Raw genomic sequence first — 15,613 nt, 5'->3', positions numbered from 1 at the left:
CATAAAAATATACAATTTTTTACAAAAACAATGGTTAAATAGTTATTATTAACCAGTATTTTAGATATTAATTTACCATAAAAATATAAATAATATATATTACCAATAATCAACCACTAAAATATATTGTAATTTTATTTCATACTAGTTCTATCCATTTTGTGTAAAAACGACTTAATTCAATTTTATATGACCATAATTTTAAAAAAAGTAAAAAGACCTACGAGCGTCTGCTCGTAGGTCTAGAAACCTGCTTGTTAGTATCGAATGTGCTGTTTACTCCAGCGGATTGATTCCTTGAACTGTCGAACGAGATCTTCAGCCGGTGCCGTCAAATAATAAGCCAGTCCGTGTACTTTCTCGGACATTTGCTGGACGACGAGTCCATCTTCGATTAATTCCTGTAATTGCTCGAGGATCTGACCGTGCGATTGATCGATTCGTTGCTCGAGTTCCCCAATCGTCAAGGCACCATCACGCAAAAGATAAATGATGCTCGACTTCAGACTGTTCTCGAAGTTGTGCTGGAATTTCTGTAATGCGAGTAAATCGGCTTGTTCTTCGGTATGACGTGAATCCATCTGATTCCTGCCCCCTTTTCTTAACTACCTCTTCAGTATGACGCACTTTTACGTGAATTTCAAAACTCAATCGCGCTCCGTGACGATCGTATCGAACGTCTTCTCTTCCTCCGTGATGACCATCTTCTTTTGCGACCGAAGATGATAGAGACGACGGATGTTCAAGATGACGACCTTCATGACAGCGTAGAACGGAACACCGAGCAAGACGCCGAAGAAACCAGCGATGTTCCCCGCGACGAGTAAGACGATGATGATCGTTAGCGGATGAACGTCAAGCGTCTTCCCTTGCACGAGTGGTGACATGATATGCGAATCAATCTGTTGCGCGACTGTCATGACGATGATTGCATAAATCGCAAGAATCGGATCCTGAATGAACCCGACGATCAATGCCGGAATGACACCGAGTACCGGTCCGAGGAACGGAATGATATTCGTCAATGTCGCAAACAGCGCTAGCAACAACGCATAATCAATCCCGATGATCAAATACCCGATATAGGCGATGATTCCGACACCAATGCTGACGATGACTTGCCCGCGGATATAGCTCATGATCGTCAAGTGAACGTCCCCGAGGATTTTCTTCGTTTCCTTATGATACTCATACGGCATCAATTTAACGAGATTGCCTTTCAGCTTATCCCCATCAAGCAACATATAAATCAACATGATCGGAATGATGACGATCGTCACGACCGTCGTCGTCAGAACACTGACGAAACCGCCGACACCCGTACCGATGTTCTTGAGGAACGTCGTCGCATATTCCGAGATGTTACCAGAGAACTTATTGAACAAGTTGTCTGGTCCTGACAAGAATCGTGAAAAAGCTTTACTATTTTCCAGTTGATCCCGGACATCAATCAATTGGCGCTGAAACTGTGTCGCGAGCGTCGGAATCGAATTGACGAACTGCGTGATTTGCTCCGACAGCATCGGACCAAAGATGAAGCCGAGTGTCGTCAAAATCCCGATCAGTCCGACGAGGACGATCAAGACGGCCGGGCGACGTTTCATCTTCTTCTCAAGTAACTCGACGATCGGTAGCAGGACATAATAGAGAATCCCGGCGATCGCAAGGGGTGGTACGACCATTTGAAGCAGAATCGCAACTGGTCGGAACAGGAACGTAACGTGATCGCCAATCCATACGATGATCAGTAACGTCATGACCCACCAGGCGAATCGGTACCATTTGTTTTCAAACATTTTTTGCATCTAACCACTTCCCTACTTAAAAAATGAAGTTCAATATCCTCTATAGTTTTCCTTAAAACGATACTTCTTAATCCTTATTCTTAGAAAATATATAGTTCGTTATCGTTTAACACATATATGATATATTTGTTTTAGTCAATTTTGCAGATTCAGATTTGCCGAGACCATCGAATCTGCGTAAGATAAGATTATTCGGCATTTAAGCAATCTTTTTCATACATGTAAAAATAGAATACGGAGGATACCCCAGTGAAATGGATCAATCATACCATCGGTCGCCAATTGATGTTCGCCTTCTATATGGTGTTCGTCGCTCTCAGCATCACGTCCGGAATCGTTTATTTCTACACGGAACAAAAGATCGATCAGGCGAATGCGACATTTGATGATTTACGTGAACGACGGACGAATGCGAATGCGCTCGCGAATGAGTGGACCGTCGCGCAAAGTAATGTCAAATCTTACTTATTGACCGGCTCACAGGAAACACTTGATGCCGTCAAGACAAACCAACAGGAGATCAACCGTTTGACGACATGGTTTGAGAAATATGCGGTATATGAGCAAGGTCAAGAATATGCAACCGCGACACGTCAAATGTATGACGATTATTTCGGAACGTCGCTTCCGCTCCTCAACGAATACGTCGAAGGAAAAAAAGAAGGGAAAATCAACGAAGATTTTGTTGATCCGAATACACTCGCAGCCCTATCGAACGGAAAAGATTTGTTCACTGAAAACGGTACGTTACGCGGATCGGTTAGTTTATCAGACGCTGATGTCGACATGACACGGATTGATACGTTACTTGCTGATTATCTGACACTGATCCAAGGGAAAGAAGTCGATGCGAAGAACGATCTTCTAGGCGAAATGCGCGTTGCTCAGTTCATCTGGCTCTCGAATCTCGTCGTCTTGATTCTTGTTCTCTTCTCGCTTGTACGCCCGTTCATCAGCCGCGTCACGAAGCAGGTCAACACACTGTCTCGCGACAGCGCCTTACTTGCGACAGGGGAAGACATCCAAGCAATCCCCTTGCCTAAACGGAAGGACGAGCTGCATACGCTGACGACATCGTTCAATCAGATGGCGGCATCGATTGCCGATAACAAGGTCCATATGCTGGCGAAGAACGAAGAACTTCAAGCACAACAAGAAGAACTCGTCGCCCAGCAAGAAGAATTGCAAGCGCAGCAGGAGGAACTCGAAGAAGCACTCGATATTACACTTCGCAGTGAACAACACCTGAAGTATCGCAATGAATTGACGGAGACGCTCGCTTCTCGTGAGACGTTGACGGCTTATCCGGAAATCATCGAAAAGCTCGTCTCCATCACGCATTCCGAAATCGGTGCCCTGTTGTTCCTCGATCAACAAGAAGTCCGCTCGACGATCGATTACGGAATGACCGAAGAGATGGTCGGTCGTCTTGTCTCTGACGATCAGTCCCTCTTGCACCGGGCACGTCTCTTGAAGCGTCCCGTCCATTCATCAAAACAGGTCGCACACGAGAGTCCACTGCCGTATCCGTACTATATGTATGAGGTCGCAGTTCCGGTCATGGATCCGTCAAAAGAGCATATGATTGCCTGCATTTATCTCGTTCGTTATCGTGATGCCTTCACGACGGAACAGATGAATGACATCCTGTCGTTCTCGCATCAACTGTCGCTCTCCCTCCTCCGGATGGGGATCTACGAAGAAATGATCCGTGAGAAAAACAAGACGACGCAACTATTGAACTCGATTCGGGAAGCTGTCGTCTACATCGAACATGAGACAGATGCGTTACTCGTCAACGAACCGTTGATGACGTTGTTCCCGGAAGTTCCGACATCGTTCGAAGACGAAGAACGCTCTGCCTTCGAGCAAGCGATGCAGTCATTAGCTGACATCATTGATGAACCGGCAGCATTCGAACGCTACATCGAACAGATCGTTGAACTCGATTTACCGAAAGATAGCTTGATCGTCTCGATCCGTAAGCACAGTACCTATATCCAGATTTACGCTGAGAAGATCGAAGTCGACGGCACATGGGTCGGTACGATGCTCGTTCTTCGCGACGTGACGAAAGAAACAGAAGCCGAGCGGATGAAGGAAGAGTTCGTCTCGACTGTCTCGCATGAATTGCGGACACCACTCTCTTCGATTTATGGCTTCACGGAGCTGATGCTCAACAAACGGTTCGAGGAAGAACGACAACGGAAATATCTGCAGACGATTCACTCCGAGACCGGTCGCCTGACGACGCTCGTCAATGACTTCCTCGACGTTCAGCGCATGGAGTCGAGTGAACATCGCTATGAGATGACGACGTTCGATGTCGTCGAACTCGCCCAGGACTTGATCGAGTTCTATGATGTCTCGCACGAGACGCATCAAATTGATTTCGAAGCCCGTGGACCGATCATGATTGACGGTGATGCGGAAAAGATGAAGCAGTTGCTGAACAATCTACTCAGTAATGCCGTCAAGTACTCCCCGAGCGGTGGTACGGTCTTGATACGGATTACAAATGAACTCGGTTTCGCTCAAATCCGGATCCAAGATGAGGGTATCGGGATTCCGCAAGACGCGCTTCCGAAATTGTTCGATAAGTTCTATCGTGTCGATAACTCCGAGACGCGAAAAATCGGTGGAACTGGTCTTGGTCTCTCGATCTGTAAGGAAATCGTCAAACACCACAACGGAACGATTGACGTCGAATCTGTCGTCGGTGTCGGATCAACCTTTACGATTCGTTTCCCGATCGCTGTCATCTCGACGATTCTCACGTATGAAGATTAATCATTCGACCGTTCATATCATGTGGACGGTCTTTTTTGTCGTTAGATTCGGTTAGGCGCGGGGTATAGTCAAAAGCGCATTATTTTAAGGAGGAATCGACATGCAACTTGGATGGATTGGGTTAGGACATATGGGGGTACCGATGGCAACACGTCTACTTGACGGTGGTCATGGCTTGACCGTCTACAATCGGACGTATGAAAAGACAGCCCCGCTGACTGAACGAGGAGCAACCGCTGTCAAAGAAGCACAGGACGTCGTGCGTCAAAGCGATATTATCTTCGTCATGCTCGCGGACGGACCAGCTGTCGCATCCGTCATCGAAGACATCACACCCGCTCTTAGCGGTAAAATGATCGTCAACTTAAGTACGATCTCACCGGAAGAAACGAAGGACATGGCGCGTGTCGTCGAAAAAAGCGGTGGCACCTACTTGGAATCACCGGTCTCGGGATCCGTTCCGGTCGCTGAAAACGGTCAGCTCGTCTTACTTGCCGGTGGTGACACAGAAGTCATCGCGACCTGTCAGCCCTATCTCGACCTACTCGGCAAAGAAACGATTCATTTCGGACCACATGGCTCAGGCAGTGCAGCGAAGCTCGCTATTAATTTATTGCTTGCCGTCGTCGGGCAAGGGGTCGCGGAGACGTTGTTGCTTGGAGAAGGTGCGGGGCTCGAGAAAGAGAAGCTGATTCAGATGATCAGTGCTTCCGGGATGAATACCCCGCTATTTACCGGAAAACGCGACATGTACCGGAAGAATGACTTCCCGTCAGCCTTCCCACTCCGTCTGATGGCAAAGGATCTCGGTCTGATTACGACTGAAGCGAGACGCCAACAGCTCAAGCTGCCACTTGCGCAAGCGACGGACGCTAGCTACGCTGAAGCAAAACCGACTTACGGCGATGCGGACATGGCAGCAATTTATCTCGCGTTACAAGAAAAATGATGAAAAGGGTGATGCCTCTCGATATGAGAAGCATCACCCTTTTGCTATGAGATTATTTAAGAGACGTGACGATTCCCATCATCTGATCACTCGTCATCAAGGCTTTCGAGTTAAACTGATACGCCCGCTGTAGCTGCGTCAAGTTGGTCATCTCAAGCGCCATATCGACGTTTGATGTCTCAAGCCGACCGACCGTCAACGGATTGCCCGCTGCATTCTGGTATTGTCCGGTTGCTGTGAACAAACCACCACCGACTTCCGTCAATTCACCGTAGTTCGGGATGTCTGCGACACCCACTCGAGCGAGGACACGTCGATCCCCGTTTATGATCCCCGTGATGTTGCCATCCTTGTTCAGTTCAATCTCCGTCGCGTTCGCCGGCAAGACGATCGGATCATTCGCCTGGTTGATGACAGAACGTCCGGCATCATCCGTCAGCAGGACTTGTCCGTTTGCTTGCGGTGATAACTGGAAGTTTCCGTCGCGCGTGAACTTCGTTACGCCATCCGTATCGATGACACCGAAGAAATGATGTGGATTCCCAAGTGCTGCGTCGAGTTTCCGATCCGTCGTCCGGAACGTTCCGACGCCAAAGCGCGTCGCTTCGTTTGCGACGTAACCTCCGACACCGAGTCGAAGTCCTTCTGGTGTCGTCAACGGACCTGGCGTAAAACCTGTCGCTTGGTTGTTGATGTTACGGACGAGCAATTCATTGAACTGGGCATCTCGGCGTTTGTAACCGTTCGTATCGACGTTAGCCAGGTTTTGACCAGTCGTGTCGAGTTGTTTTTGCAACTGTCCCATCGTACTTGCGGATGTATAGATTGATTGCATCGTATCCTCCTATTAGCGAACGCGTCCGATTTCGGAAACAGCCTTCTCCGCTGTCCGGTCGTACGCTTGAATGACTTTTTGATTGGCTTCGAACTGGCGTAGACCGGCGTTCATCTCCGCCATCGTCTGTTCGACCTCGACGTTCCCAAGTTCGAGTACACCTTGATCGACCCGGACGTTTCCAGCGTTCAACGGATTAGCTGATCGGAACAAGCCGTTGCCTGTCCGCTCGAGCGTCTCCGGTTGATCGGTCACGACGAGACCGAGGTTACCAATCGCTTGACCGTTTCCGTCCGTGACGGCACCGTTCGCGTCAACGAGGAAATCTTCATTGACAACGTCGAGTGGTTGACCGTTCGTATCGAGGACGAGATCATTCTCCGTCGTCCGGAGTAACCCGTCTTGTCCGACTGCGAACTGTCCGTTCGTCGTATAAAGGGTTTCTTCCTCTCCCGTCAACGGATCCTGGTGACGAATCGTAAAGAGGGGTGCCCCTTCAAGCGAACTAATCTGCAAGTCCGTCGCATTGCCCGTCTCCGTGATTGAACCTTGCGTGAAGTTCGGTGTCGCTGCCTGCATGAAGACACCGGTCGCAAGCTTTCCGACCGTCGCGACTCCCCGCACACCTGTCCGTTCATTGTTTGCTGTCTGCTGGATCAGCATCTCCGGAAACGTCCGGAGTGACGCTTGATCAGCGCGGAATCCCGGCGTCCGCGCATTCGCCAAGTTGTTACTGAGCATTTCCTGTTGGCGTTGTAATGCCTGCATCGCATTCGACGCCGTATACATTCCTCGTAGCATGCGTTCATCTCCTCATTGACTTCATGTTCAATTCTTTCCTCTCAGTATATCGGTCGACTTGATTTGAATTATGAGTTTTTTTGAACAAAAAGGTAATATCCGACAGAGATGAATCAAAAGACCTATTAGAATCACGTTCTCCTTTTTTTCAATAGATTACATATTCAAAATTGACAAAAATTGTTATGCTGTAGCTAACAAAAACATGATCCTCGAGGTGAAACCTATGAGCTTCTTTAAAAAACGTGCCACTGAACGAACTGTGCCTGGGTCTTTAGATTTACACACACTGTCCGACGTCACTTATTTTTTGGAGAACCATCCGGATGCCGTTTATACGATGGATACAAAAGGTCACTTCATTTCCTTCAACAATAAATTCCCACTAATGCTCGGTTACGATCGGGATAGTCTTAAGCAACTCCATTTCGAAACGTTTTTAAAGTCCCATGATGTAGAGGAAGTCAAGCAGTTCAAGAAACGCGTCTATTCGGGTGAAACTGTCCACTTCACGACGACGGTTCGTCATAAAGATGGGCATTGGTTGACGTTGAACGTCACGAACATCCCGATTTACGATCAACGTGTCATCATCGGTCTTTATGGGATTGCCCGTGATGTATCACAGCAACAGGAACTCCGAACCGATTATCAGCGCTTATTGATGAAAGATCGATTAACGGATGCGATCGAAGGGGTCAGTTTCGTTGAATACTTCCCAACGTCAAAAGAAATCGTCGCATCCCCCTCTCTCGCTACACTATTACAACTTTCTAAGAAACATATAGCGAAGATGGACACCTACGACTTTCTGGAAGAACTCCACCCAGAGGATCGAACGATTTTTCGCGAACAAACTCTTGCGTTGCATATGGGACAAATTCCAACCTTCTCGATGCAGTTACGGATGGGTCGCAGAGGTCAATTCCAAAAGATCGTCCACTGTGAAGGGGTCGTTCAGACGGATACGCTCCCGAGTTCACTCCTCTTTATTCTTCAGGATGCGACACCGCTCATCCAACTCGAGCAAGAACGGGATCTTGCGATTGCCTCTCTTAAAAAGTTCTTCACGTCGTTGCATACGACCGCTTATGAGCATCGTTATAAAGACAATACCGTGACATTTCATGCTGCCGGATTCCTTGAACCGTATACCGATTATCTCCGGCGAATTGAGCAAGATCATCAACTGTGGACGAAACTCGTCTCATCCGAAGATCTCGTTCTTATGAAAGAGGCATATCCGAAAATTCGTCAAGGGGAAGTCGTTCGACTCGTCTATCGTTTAAACTATCCCGACCGCCAATTCTGGGTCGAAGAGACGTGTATCCCGATCATCGATGCACATGGGGAAGTTCTCGGTCACTATGGTGTCTCAACCGATATCACGCGTCTAAAGGAACAACAGCATGAGATTTGGCACTTGTCGATGCATGACCCGATCACTGATTTACCCAATCATGCTTTCACGTTAGAACAGGTTCGCGAGTTGTTGACCCATCGTTCCCCTTTCACTTTATTAACGGTCACGTTTAATCAACACAGCCGTCTCGCTGAGCGATTCGGTCACGAAATCGGGGAAGAATGGATCCGTCAGACGAGTGCAGCCGTGAAAAAGCTTATCAAAAAAGAAGTATTCATCGGTCATCTATTCGGGGATAAATTCCTTATCATCTTAAAAGGTAAGATTGACGAAACACGGGCAATCGGACTTGCTAATCAATTACTCGAGCTGACTCATCATCGGTTCGACGTCTTGTCCTATGAACTGTTTTCGAAGGTCTTCATCGGCATCACCTATTCCGTCCATCACGATCATACGGCAGAAGAGTTGATTAAACAGACATACACGGCACTCCGCCGTGCCAAGTCGATCTCAAAGAGTAACTTCCAGTTCTATTCATCGAAACTTGACATCACGATGTACCGCCGTTATCAACTCGAACGCGATTTGCGTCATGTCATCAAAAAAAACCAGCTCTTCCTTGAGTATCAACCGAAAGTCGATAGTTGGAGCGGACGTATCGTTGGTGCGGAAGCGTTAATTCGTTGGGAACATCCGGAGTGGGGGCGACTGGCTCCAAAGGATTTCTTATCTCTGTCAGAAGAAAGTGATCTCTACATCCACATCGGTGACTGGGTACTTGATCAAGCCTGTCGATTGATTCGTGATTTACTCGATGAACAACCGGAACATGTCGTTCCGCTATCGATCAACTTATCACCGAAACGATTGTTCTACGGTGATTTTGCGAGTATCGTCGAACGACACTTAAAAAAACACGGTGTTCCTGGACATCTGTTAGAGATTGAACTGCTTGAGTCCGATGTACTACTCGAAGGCGGACAAGTCCTCGAGACACTCGAGCGTCTCGTTGATCTCGGTGTCAAACTATCACTCGATGATTTCGGAACGGCTTATTCATCGATTTCTTATGTCCAGCGTTATCCGGTGCATTGCCTGAAGATTGATCGATCGTTCGCGATCCATGCCGAACACGATCCAAAGAGTCTCTCTGTCATTAAAAGTGTCATCTACATGGCGAAGGAATTCGGTTTGACCGTCGTTGCGGAAGGTATCGAGAATATGCAACAACTGAATCTGTATCGAGATCTAGAATGTGACATGATCCAAGGCTATCTTTTCAGTAAACCCGTCGATATCGAGACATTTAAGCAACTGCTTGAGAACGGTACTCTTTATCCGAAAGATACGGGCACCGCTCCACCGAAGGAGCCGATTCTCAGTCTCCATGCGAAGGTGACGATTTCGAAGCTGAATGGACAGCCGATTCAAGTAGGATCGTCTCCGATTTTAATCAATCGTTGTACGAATCGAACGATTTCTTTCTATTCCTCGATTCGTCTACCGGTGAAGCATAAACTGGAACTCTCCCTGCAACTGCATCACCTGACACATCCCGACATCTTCATTGAACCGACGTCGATTTCGGAACTCGATAACGGTCTCTTCTACTATGTCGCTGACTTCCAAGTCCGCGCCTTGTCTCTCATCGTCCAAGAACAGTTGAATCATTCCCATCATTCTCGCGTCGACGACTTCTTCGAACAATCGACTATATGAAAAAAGCTTCCATCCCCTTAATCAAACGGGAATGGAAGCTTTCCTTAGTTATTCGGATTCTTTTTCAAGACAGCGGTCTGCGTCCGCTCGAGTACGGCATTCGTGATGACAATCAAGCCGGTGAAGAGGAATAAGGCTTCAAAACCAAAGTGACCAGCAATCTGTCCACCCGCGAGTGGTCCGAGGAAGTTCCCCATGAACTGCGCGGACTGGTTGTACCCGAAGATACGTCCTGACGCATTGGCTGGTGTGTTCTTCCGAAGCAGTGCTTGTACCGACGGCATCAGTGCTGCTGTCGCAAAACCGATTCCCATCCGTAAGACGATCAATTGACTTGTATCCGTGACGAACGCTTGCGGAATCAAGAAAGCAGCAAAGACGAGTAATGCAAAGAACAAGACACGCTCTGCCCCGATCTTATCTGACAGACGACCGAGTCGTTGCGCTGCGATCAAGGCCGCGATACCAGGTGCCGAAGCGACGATCCCGGATAATAACGCCAGACGTTCTGTACCCGGACTGAGTTCCCGGACGTAGAGCGACAGGATCGGACTGATCGATTGTGCCGCGAACTGAATCAGGAACGTCGTCAAAAAGAGGCTCAAGATGAGTTCCGGATGACGGAGCGACTGGATGATTTCCTTCGCGGACGCCATCTTTTTGACTTCCATTGGGACGAATTCTTCTTTAACTAAGAAGTAGGTCACGAGGAAGGTAATGAAGAGCGGTACGCTCGTAAAGAGAAAAACGGGTCGAAGCCCAACAACGTCGGCGAGGAATCCTCCAATGAGAGGTCCTAGCAATCCACCGGCAATCCCGCCGGTCGACAGGGTGCCGAGCGCCCAGCCACTTTTCTCTTTTGGGGTTTGGGAAGCAACGAGTGTGATACCGGCTGAGATGAATCCGGATACGGCTCCCATGACAAGACGTAGAAAGACGAGTTGATAGACGTCTTGAACAAAACTAATCAAGAACATGACGATCGACATACCAAGACTTGCACGAAGCAACATCAGCTTCCGTCCTTTTCGATCGGCGAGACGTCCCCAGATCGGTGAGACGATTGCAGCGACGAGGAAGGTTGCACCAAAGGCGATACCAGACCAGGTCGTAATATCTTGTCGGCTGTCGACACCGAGTTCTTCAATGAATAAGGGCAAAAACGGTAATACAAGACTGAGGGCGGCGGCGGTCAAAAAACTACCAAACCAAACGACGACTAAATTTCTTTTCCACAATGGCATTGTGGCATCACTTCCTTTTATTTGACAGTTCGTTTCAATGCAACAACTTTTAATATACACTTCACATTGTGAAATGTCTAGGATTTGAACTGTCCAAGTGTAGAACAGGACCTTTGATGCATATAAGCAACTGCTTGACGGTCGATAGTAAGGTAATCCACACGAAGGAGTGAAATTGAAATGAAACGCTTTTTGATTGGCGTAGTCTGCCTGTCGTTGCTTCAATTCGGACTACCACTCAAGAGTTCAGCTGCCGTTTCCGTCACTCGTCACACGGTCCTCTGGTCCATCCCAGAGGCAAAATCCATTTCAACGAAGATCAATCAGCTGGCAAACAGACAGATGAAACGTGTCTATCTGCATGTCGCTGTCGAGGGTGATCGTACTCTCTACCGAACATTCGTTGAAAAAGCGCACGCTGTCGGAATCGAAGTCTATTTTCTATTCGGACAGCCGCGCTGGATCACAAACGAAGGAACGACAGCTCGACCAAACGTTGAAGATCCACTCGCCTGGATCTCGACCTATCAGCAAGAAACGATCAGTCATCCGGACGGCATCAGCGTTGATCTCGAACCGTATGCCTTACCGGAATGGGAGACGGACCAACCACGTGTCATTGCCTCCTACAAACGCATCTTACTCGCCTTTCGCGAGAAAGCATCTTTTGAAGGATTACCGCTGCAACTGTTTCTTCCGTTCTGGTTCCATACCGTACAGGATGAAAGCGATCGCCCTCTTAGCGAGTGGGCAATGGACCTCGCCGATGAAGTCACGTTGATGAGTTACCGGACTGTCTATGGTGGTGGGAATGGACTTGGTGCCATTACAATGACGGACGCACTCTATGCCGCAAGCAACAATCACACGTTATCGTATGCGATCGAGTTCACCGAACTCCCGGAGACATCGGACATCACGTTCTATGGTAAGACGCGGACGCAGTTGAATCAGCTCGTCAATCAAACGATGGCTAGTTCACTGCCGCCAAGTGCGATCGTCTATCATGACTTTGAGGCATACCAAACATTCATGCGTAGTACGCAGTGAACTATCTTCATCTGTCTGCCCCCTTTGCTTTTCATCCGCTTTCCTCAGGCGAGACACAAGCCAGTCTTCACTGTTCGTATAACAGTGAAGACTGGTCTTGTTTGTCTCTGACAGCGCAAAATCGCGCTTTTCCCTGTAGGAGTCGGATGAAGCACAAGGAGGCACATGATCATTTAGTACCATGGCATTGCATTATGTTTAAAACAAAGGGAGTCCAGTTTCCGATACGTACTTCGGAAACCGGACTCCCTATTGGTTTGATTCATATCGAACGAACTTGTCCATTCTCGACTCCTGCAGGAAAAGAAAGTGCAAGCAGCACTTTCGTCAGGGATAGGTAAGACCCGACAACTCGCATGAAATGTGCGCTGTCGCGGCTTACCTCCCGCCTGTGGAAAGCGAGAAGGACAAGACAGTCGTTATAGGAATGAACTTTTACGAGTGATCATGCCCTTTACGCTGACACGCTCTTACTTCCCGAGATTATCGAGCATGATTCCTGTACCGCGTGCGACACATAACATCGGATCTTCTGCAATCAGAACTGGTAGACCAAGTTCTTTTGCAAGCAGTTGATCGATTCCGTCCAGCAACGCGCCCCCACCTGTTAAGATGATGCCACGATCGATGATGTCTGCCGCAAGTTCCGGTGGTGTCTTCTCGAGCACACGCTTCGTTGCCTCGACGATCTCCATCGCTGCTTCCGCCAGCGCATCGTGCATCTCTTCCGATGTCACCGTGATGTTGTGTGGTAAACCCGTCACGAGATTGCGTCCGCGAATGTCCATCTGCTCGCTCCGTCCATCTTCTGATACAGTGGCAACCGTCGTCTTGACAGCTTGTGCCGTCCGTTCCCCGATGATGAGCTTATGTGTATCCTTGATCGAACGGATGATGTCGTGGTCGAAGCGATCTCCTGCGACCTTGATCGTCTCCCCGCATACGATATCACCCATTGAAAGTACGGCAACATCCGTCGTTCCGCCACCGATATCAATGACCATGTGCCCTGCTGGCATCCAAATGTCCATACCGGCACCAACTGCTGCGACCTTCGGCTCGACTTCGAGGAAGACCGTCTTTGCGCCTGATTTTTCACCGGCTTGACGAATTGCCTTCGCTTCAACCGTCGTGATGCTCGCTGGTGTACAGATCAACATCCGGACTCCACCGAACATCTTACGGACTTCAATCTTATCGATGAAATGGCGAAGCATTGCTTCCGTCATTTCAAAATCAGCAATGACACCGTCTTGAAGTGGTCGAATGGCCACGATGTTCCCCGGTGTCCGCCCTACCATCAAGTGTGCTTCCGTACCTACCGCATGAATCTTACCTGTTGCCTTATCAATCGCGACGACCGATGGCTCATCGAGGACGATGCCTCTTCCTTTGACATGAATGACGACATTCGCCGTCCCTAAGTCGATTCCGATATCTCTTGAAAACATCTCGTGTGCTCTCCTTTACCCACTGGCTATTCTTCCAAAATATAGAACGTCGTTTGGACGTCTAACCCATTTATGTATACATACCTTTCAATTCTAGCATATGCCCCCTCATGAAACGACTTTCTTTTTCTGCTTTTCGGATTTCATTGTCGTCATTTTCAAAAGACGACAAAAAGAGCACCATCCCGTAAAATGGGATGATGCTCTTATCGAAGTGCTTACAGTTTTGTTGCAGCTGTTTCTTCAACGACTGCCGCTTCTTCTGTCACACGTTCTACGTCTGCACCAAGTGCTTGTAATTTCAAGTGGAAGTCAACGTATCCACGGTCGATGTGGTGAAGCGCCCCAACGCGTGTTTCGCCTTCAGCAATCAATCCTGCTGTGACGAGTGCTGCACCTGAGCGAAGGTCCGTCGAAAGAACTTCTGCACCTTGCAACTGTACGCCACCGTTGATGATCGATGAACGACCTTCAATCTTGATATCAGCGTTCATGCGACGGAATTCTTCAACGTGCATGAAGCGGTTTTCGAAGACTGTTTCCGTGATGACTGATGTGCCGCCTGCTTTGAGGACGAGTGCCATCATTTGTGCTTGAACATCTGTCGGGAAGCCTGGGTGTGGCATCGTCTTGACGTCGACTGCTTCGAGTTTCGCTGGACCGACGACACGGAGACCTTCTTCTGTATCCGTGATCTTAACGCCCATCTCTTCCATCTTCGAGATGAGTGGACGAAGGTGTTCGCGCTCTGCGCCGATGACTTCGACGTCACCTTCTGTGATCGCTGCTGCGATCATGAACGTACCTGCTTCGATCCGGTCAGGAATGACATAGTGTGTTGCACCGTGTAATTTCTCGACGCCTTCGATGCGGATCGTTTCTGTACCTGCACCGCGGACTTTTGCGCCCATTGCGTTCAAGAAGTTCGCAAGGTCAACGATTTCTGGTTCTTTTGCGACGTTCTCGATGACTGTTGTTCCTTCTGCGAGTGTCGCCGCCATCATGATGTTCTCTGTCGCACCGACTGATGGGAAGTCGAGGTAGATTTTTGCACCTTGGAGGCGACCGTCAACATGCGCTTCAACGAATCCGTTTCCGATGATCGTTTTTGCGCCCATCGCTTCGAATCCTTTCAAGTGAAGATCGATCGGACGTGATCCGATTGCACATCCACCTGGCATTGCGACACGTGCGCGCCCGAGGCGTGCAAGTAATGGACCCATGACGAGAATCGAAGCTCGCATCTTACGCACGTACTCGAGTGGTGCCTCGTCTTTGAGATTCGGTTCTGCATTGACCGTCACCGTGTTCGCTTCTGCGTCGAATTCGACTTCCGCGTTCAAGTTGCGTAAGACGTTATTGATTGTATAGACGTCTGCTAGACGTGGTACGTTTTGAAGAACTGATTGTCCTTCTGATGCAAGCAATGTCGCGACGAGTGTTTTTAAGACCGCGTTCTTTGCACCTTCTACTTTGACTGTTCCAGCTAATTTACGTCCGCCACGGACAACGATTTTTTCCATTCTCCCTACTCCTCTGCTTCGTTTCTGTTCTAGTATGTTCAATTCGTGATTGGTGAGGATCATAGTTGGAATTCAACGAA

At 48.5% G+C, this 15,613-nt stretch carries 11 protein-coding genes; 4 read left to right on the top strand and 7 right to left on the bottom strand.

Annotated features, from left to right (window positions below):
- Positions 1–257: 257 nt before the first annotated feature.
- Together ITJ88_RS00665 and ITJ88_RS00660 are read right to left on the bottom strand one after the other, a co-directional pair.
- Positions 258–581, bottom strand: a complete 324-nt coding sequence (locus ITJ88_RS00665) for a winged helix-turn-helix transcriptional regulator (protein ID WP_023469481.1) — start codon at positions 579–581, stop codon at positions 258–260.
- A gap of 66 nt (positions 582–647) precedes the next feature.
- Positions 648–1,805, bottom strand: coding sequence for an AI-2E family transporter (locus ITJ88_RS00660; protein WP_195864366.1), 1,158 nt, complete (start codon positions 1,803–1,805; stop codon positions 648–650).
- A gap of 249 nt (positions 1,806–2,054) precedes the next feature.
- On the opposite strand from ITJ88_RS00660, the gene ITJ88_RS00655 reads away from it, so the two are divergent.
- Both ITJ88_RS00655 and ITJ88_RS00650 read left to right on the top strand, forming a co-directional pair.
- A complete protein-coding gene (locus ITJ88_RS00655) occupies positions 2,055–4,595 on the top strand; it encodes a HAMP domain-containing sensor histidine kinase (protein ID WP_195864365.1) in 2,541 nt (846 codons plus the stop codon).
- Between the two features lie 100 nt (positions 4,596–4,695).
- Positions 4,696–5,544 (top strand): NAD(P)-dependent oxidoreductase, encoded by an 849-nt coding sequence (locus tag ITJ88_RS00650; protein WP_195864364.1) that lies wholly within the window; start codon positions 4,696–4,698, stop codon positions 5,542–5,544.
- A 52-nt stretch (positions 5,545–5,596) separates the two neighbouring features.
- Here ITJ88_RS00650 and ITJ88_RS00645 read toward each other — a convergent pair whose 3' ends face one another.
- On the bottom strand, positions 5,597–6,379 hold the full coding sequence (locus ITJ88_RS00645; RefSeq protein WP_058704123.1) for a flagellar hook-basal body protein: 783 nt from the start codon (positions 6,377–6,379) through the stop codon (positions 5,597–5,599).
- Between the two features lie 12 nt (positions 6,380–6,391).
- Entirely contained in the window at positions 6,392–7,180 is a 789-nt protein-coding gene (locus ITJ88_RS00640; protein WP_064299249.1) for a flagellar hook-basal body protein, read from the bottom strand.
- Positions 7,181–7,385: 205 nt separating this feature from the next.
- Here ITJ88_RS00640 and ITJ88_RS00635 point away from each other — a divergent pair, with 205 nt between their 5' ends.
- Entirely contained in the window at positions 7,386–10,265 is a 2,880-nt protein-coding gene (locus ITJ88_RS00635; RefSeq protein WP_370567746.1) for a sensor domain-containing protein, read from the top strand.
- Between the two features lie 44 nt (positions 10,266–10,309).
- On the opposite strand, the gene ITJ88_RS00630 is transcribed toward ITJ88_RS00635, so the two are convergent.
- Complete coding sequence (locus ITJ88_RS00630) at positions 10,310–11,509, bottom strand: multidrug efflux MFS transporter (protein WP_195864362.1); 1,200 nt, start codon at positions 11,507–11,509, stop codon at positions 10,310–10,312.
- 180 nt (positions 11,510–11,689) lie between these two features.
- Here ITJ88_RS00630 and ITJ88_RS00625 point away from each other — a divergent pair, with 180 nt between their 5' ends.
- Entirely contained in the window at positions 11,690–12,559 is an 870-nt protein-coding gene (locus tag ITJ88_RS00625) for a hypothetical protein (protein ID WP_195864361.1), read from the top strand.
- Between the two features lie 470 nt (positions 12,560–13,029).
- On the opposite strand, the gene mreB is transcribed toward ITJ88_RS00625, so the two are convergent.
- Positions 13,030–14,010 carry a rod shape-determining protein MreB gene (gene mreB, locus ITJ88_RS00620; protein ID WP_029342734.1) on the bottom strand — a complete coding sequence of 327 codons (981 nt, stop codon included), beginning with the start codon at positions 14,008–14,010 and terminating at the stop codon, positions 13,030–13,032.
- 218 nt (positions 14,011–14,228) lie between these two features.
- A complete protein-coding gene (murA, locus tag ITJ88_RS00615) occupies positions 14,229–15,533 on the bottom strand; it encodes a UDP-N-acetylglucosamine 1-carboxyvinyltransferase (protein WP_195864360.1) in 1,305 nt (434 codons plus the stop codon).
- Between the last annotated feature and the right edge of the window lie 80 nt (positions 15,534–15,613).

Origin of the sequence: Exiguobacterium abrahamii, from assembly GCF_015645365.1 — a bacterium.
Classification (GTDB): Bacteria; Bacillota; Bacilli; order Exiguobacteriales; family Exiguobacteriaceae; genus Exiguobacterium_A; species Exiguobacterium_A abrahamii.
Note: the sequence above shows the minus strand (reverse complement) of the source record. Positions and strands in the feature narration are given on the sequence as shown.

Bases quoted from the DNA above. Each gene is read 5' to 3' on its own strand.
- ITJ88_RS00640 (WP_064299249.1), bottom strand. From the start codon at position 7,180: ATGCTACGAGGAATGTATACGGCGTCGAATGCGATGCAGGCATTACAA.
- ITJ88_RS00650 (WP_195864364.1), top strand. From the start codon at position 4,696: ATGCAACTTGGATGGATTGGGTTAGGACATATGGGGGTACCGATGGCA.
- murA (WP_195864360.1), bottom strand. From the start codon at position 15,533: ATGGAAAAAATCGTTGTCCGTGGCGGACGTAAATTAGCTGGAACAGTC.
- ITJ88_RS00660 (WP_195864366.1), bottom strand. From the start codon at position 1,805: ATGCAAAAAATGTTTGAAAACAAATGGTACCGATTCGCCTGGTGGGTC.
- ITJ88_RS00645 (WP_058704123.1), bottom strand. From the start codon at position 6,379: ATGCAATCAATCTATACATCCGCAAGTACGATGGGACAGTTGCAAAAA.
- mreB (WP_029342734.1), bottom strand. From the start codon at position 14,010: ATGTTTTCAAGAGATATCGGAATCGACTTAGGGACGGCGAATGTCGTC.
- ITJ88_RS00635 (WP_370567746.1), top strand. From the start codon at position 7,386: ATGATCCTCGAGGTGAAACCTATGAGCTTCTTTAAAAAACGTGCCACT.
- ITJ88_RS00625 (WP_195864361.1), top strand. From the start codon at position 11,690: ATGAAACGCTTTTTGATTGGCGTAGTCTGCCTGTCGTTGCTTCAATTC.
- ITJ88_RS00630 (WP_195864362.1), bottom strand. From the start codon at position 11,509: ATGCCATTGTGGAAAAGAAATTTAGTCGTCGTTTGGTTTGGTAGTTTT.
- ITJ88_RS00665 (WP_023469481.1), bottom strand. From the start codon at position 581: ATGGATTCACGTCATACCGAAGAACAAGCCGATTTACTCGCATTACAG.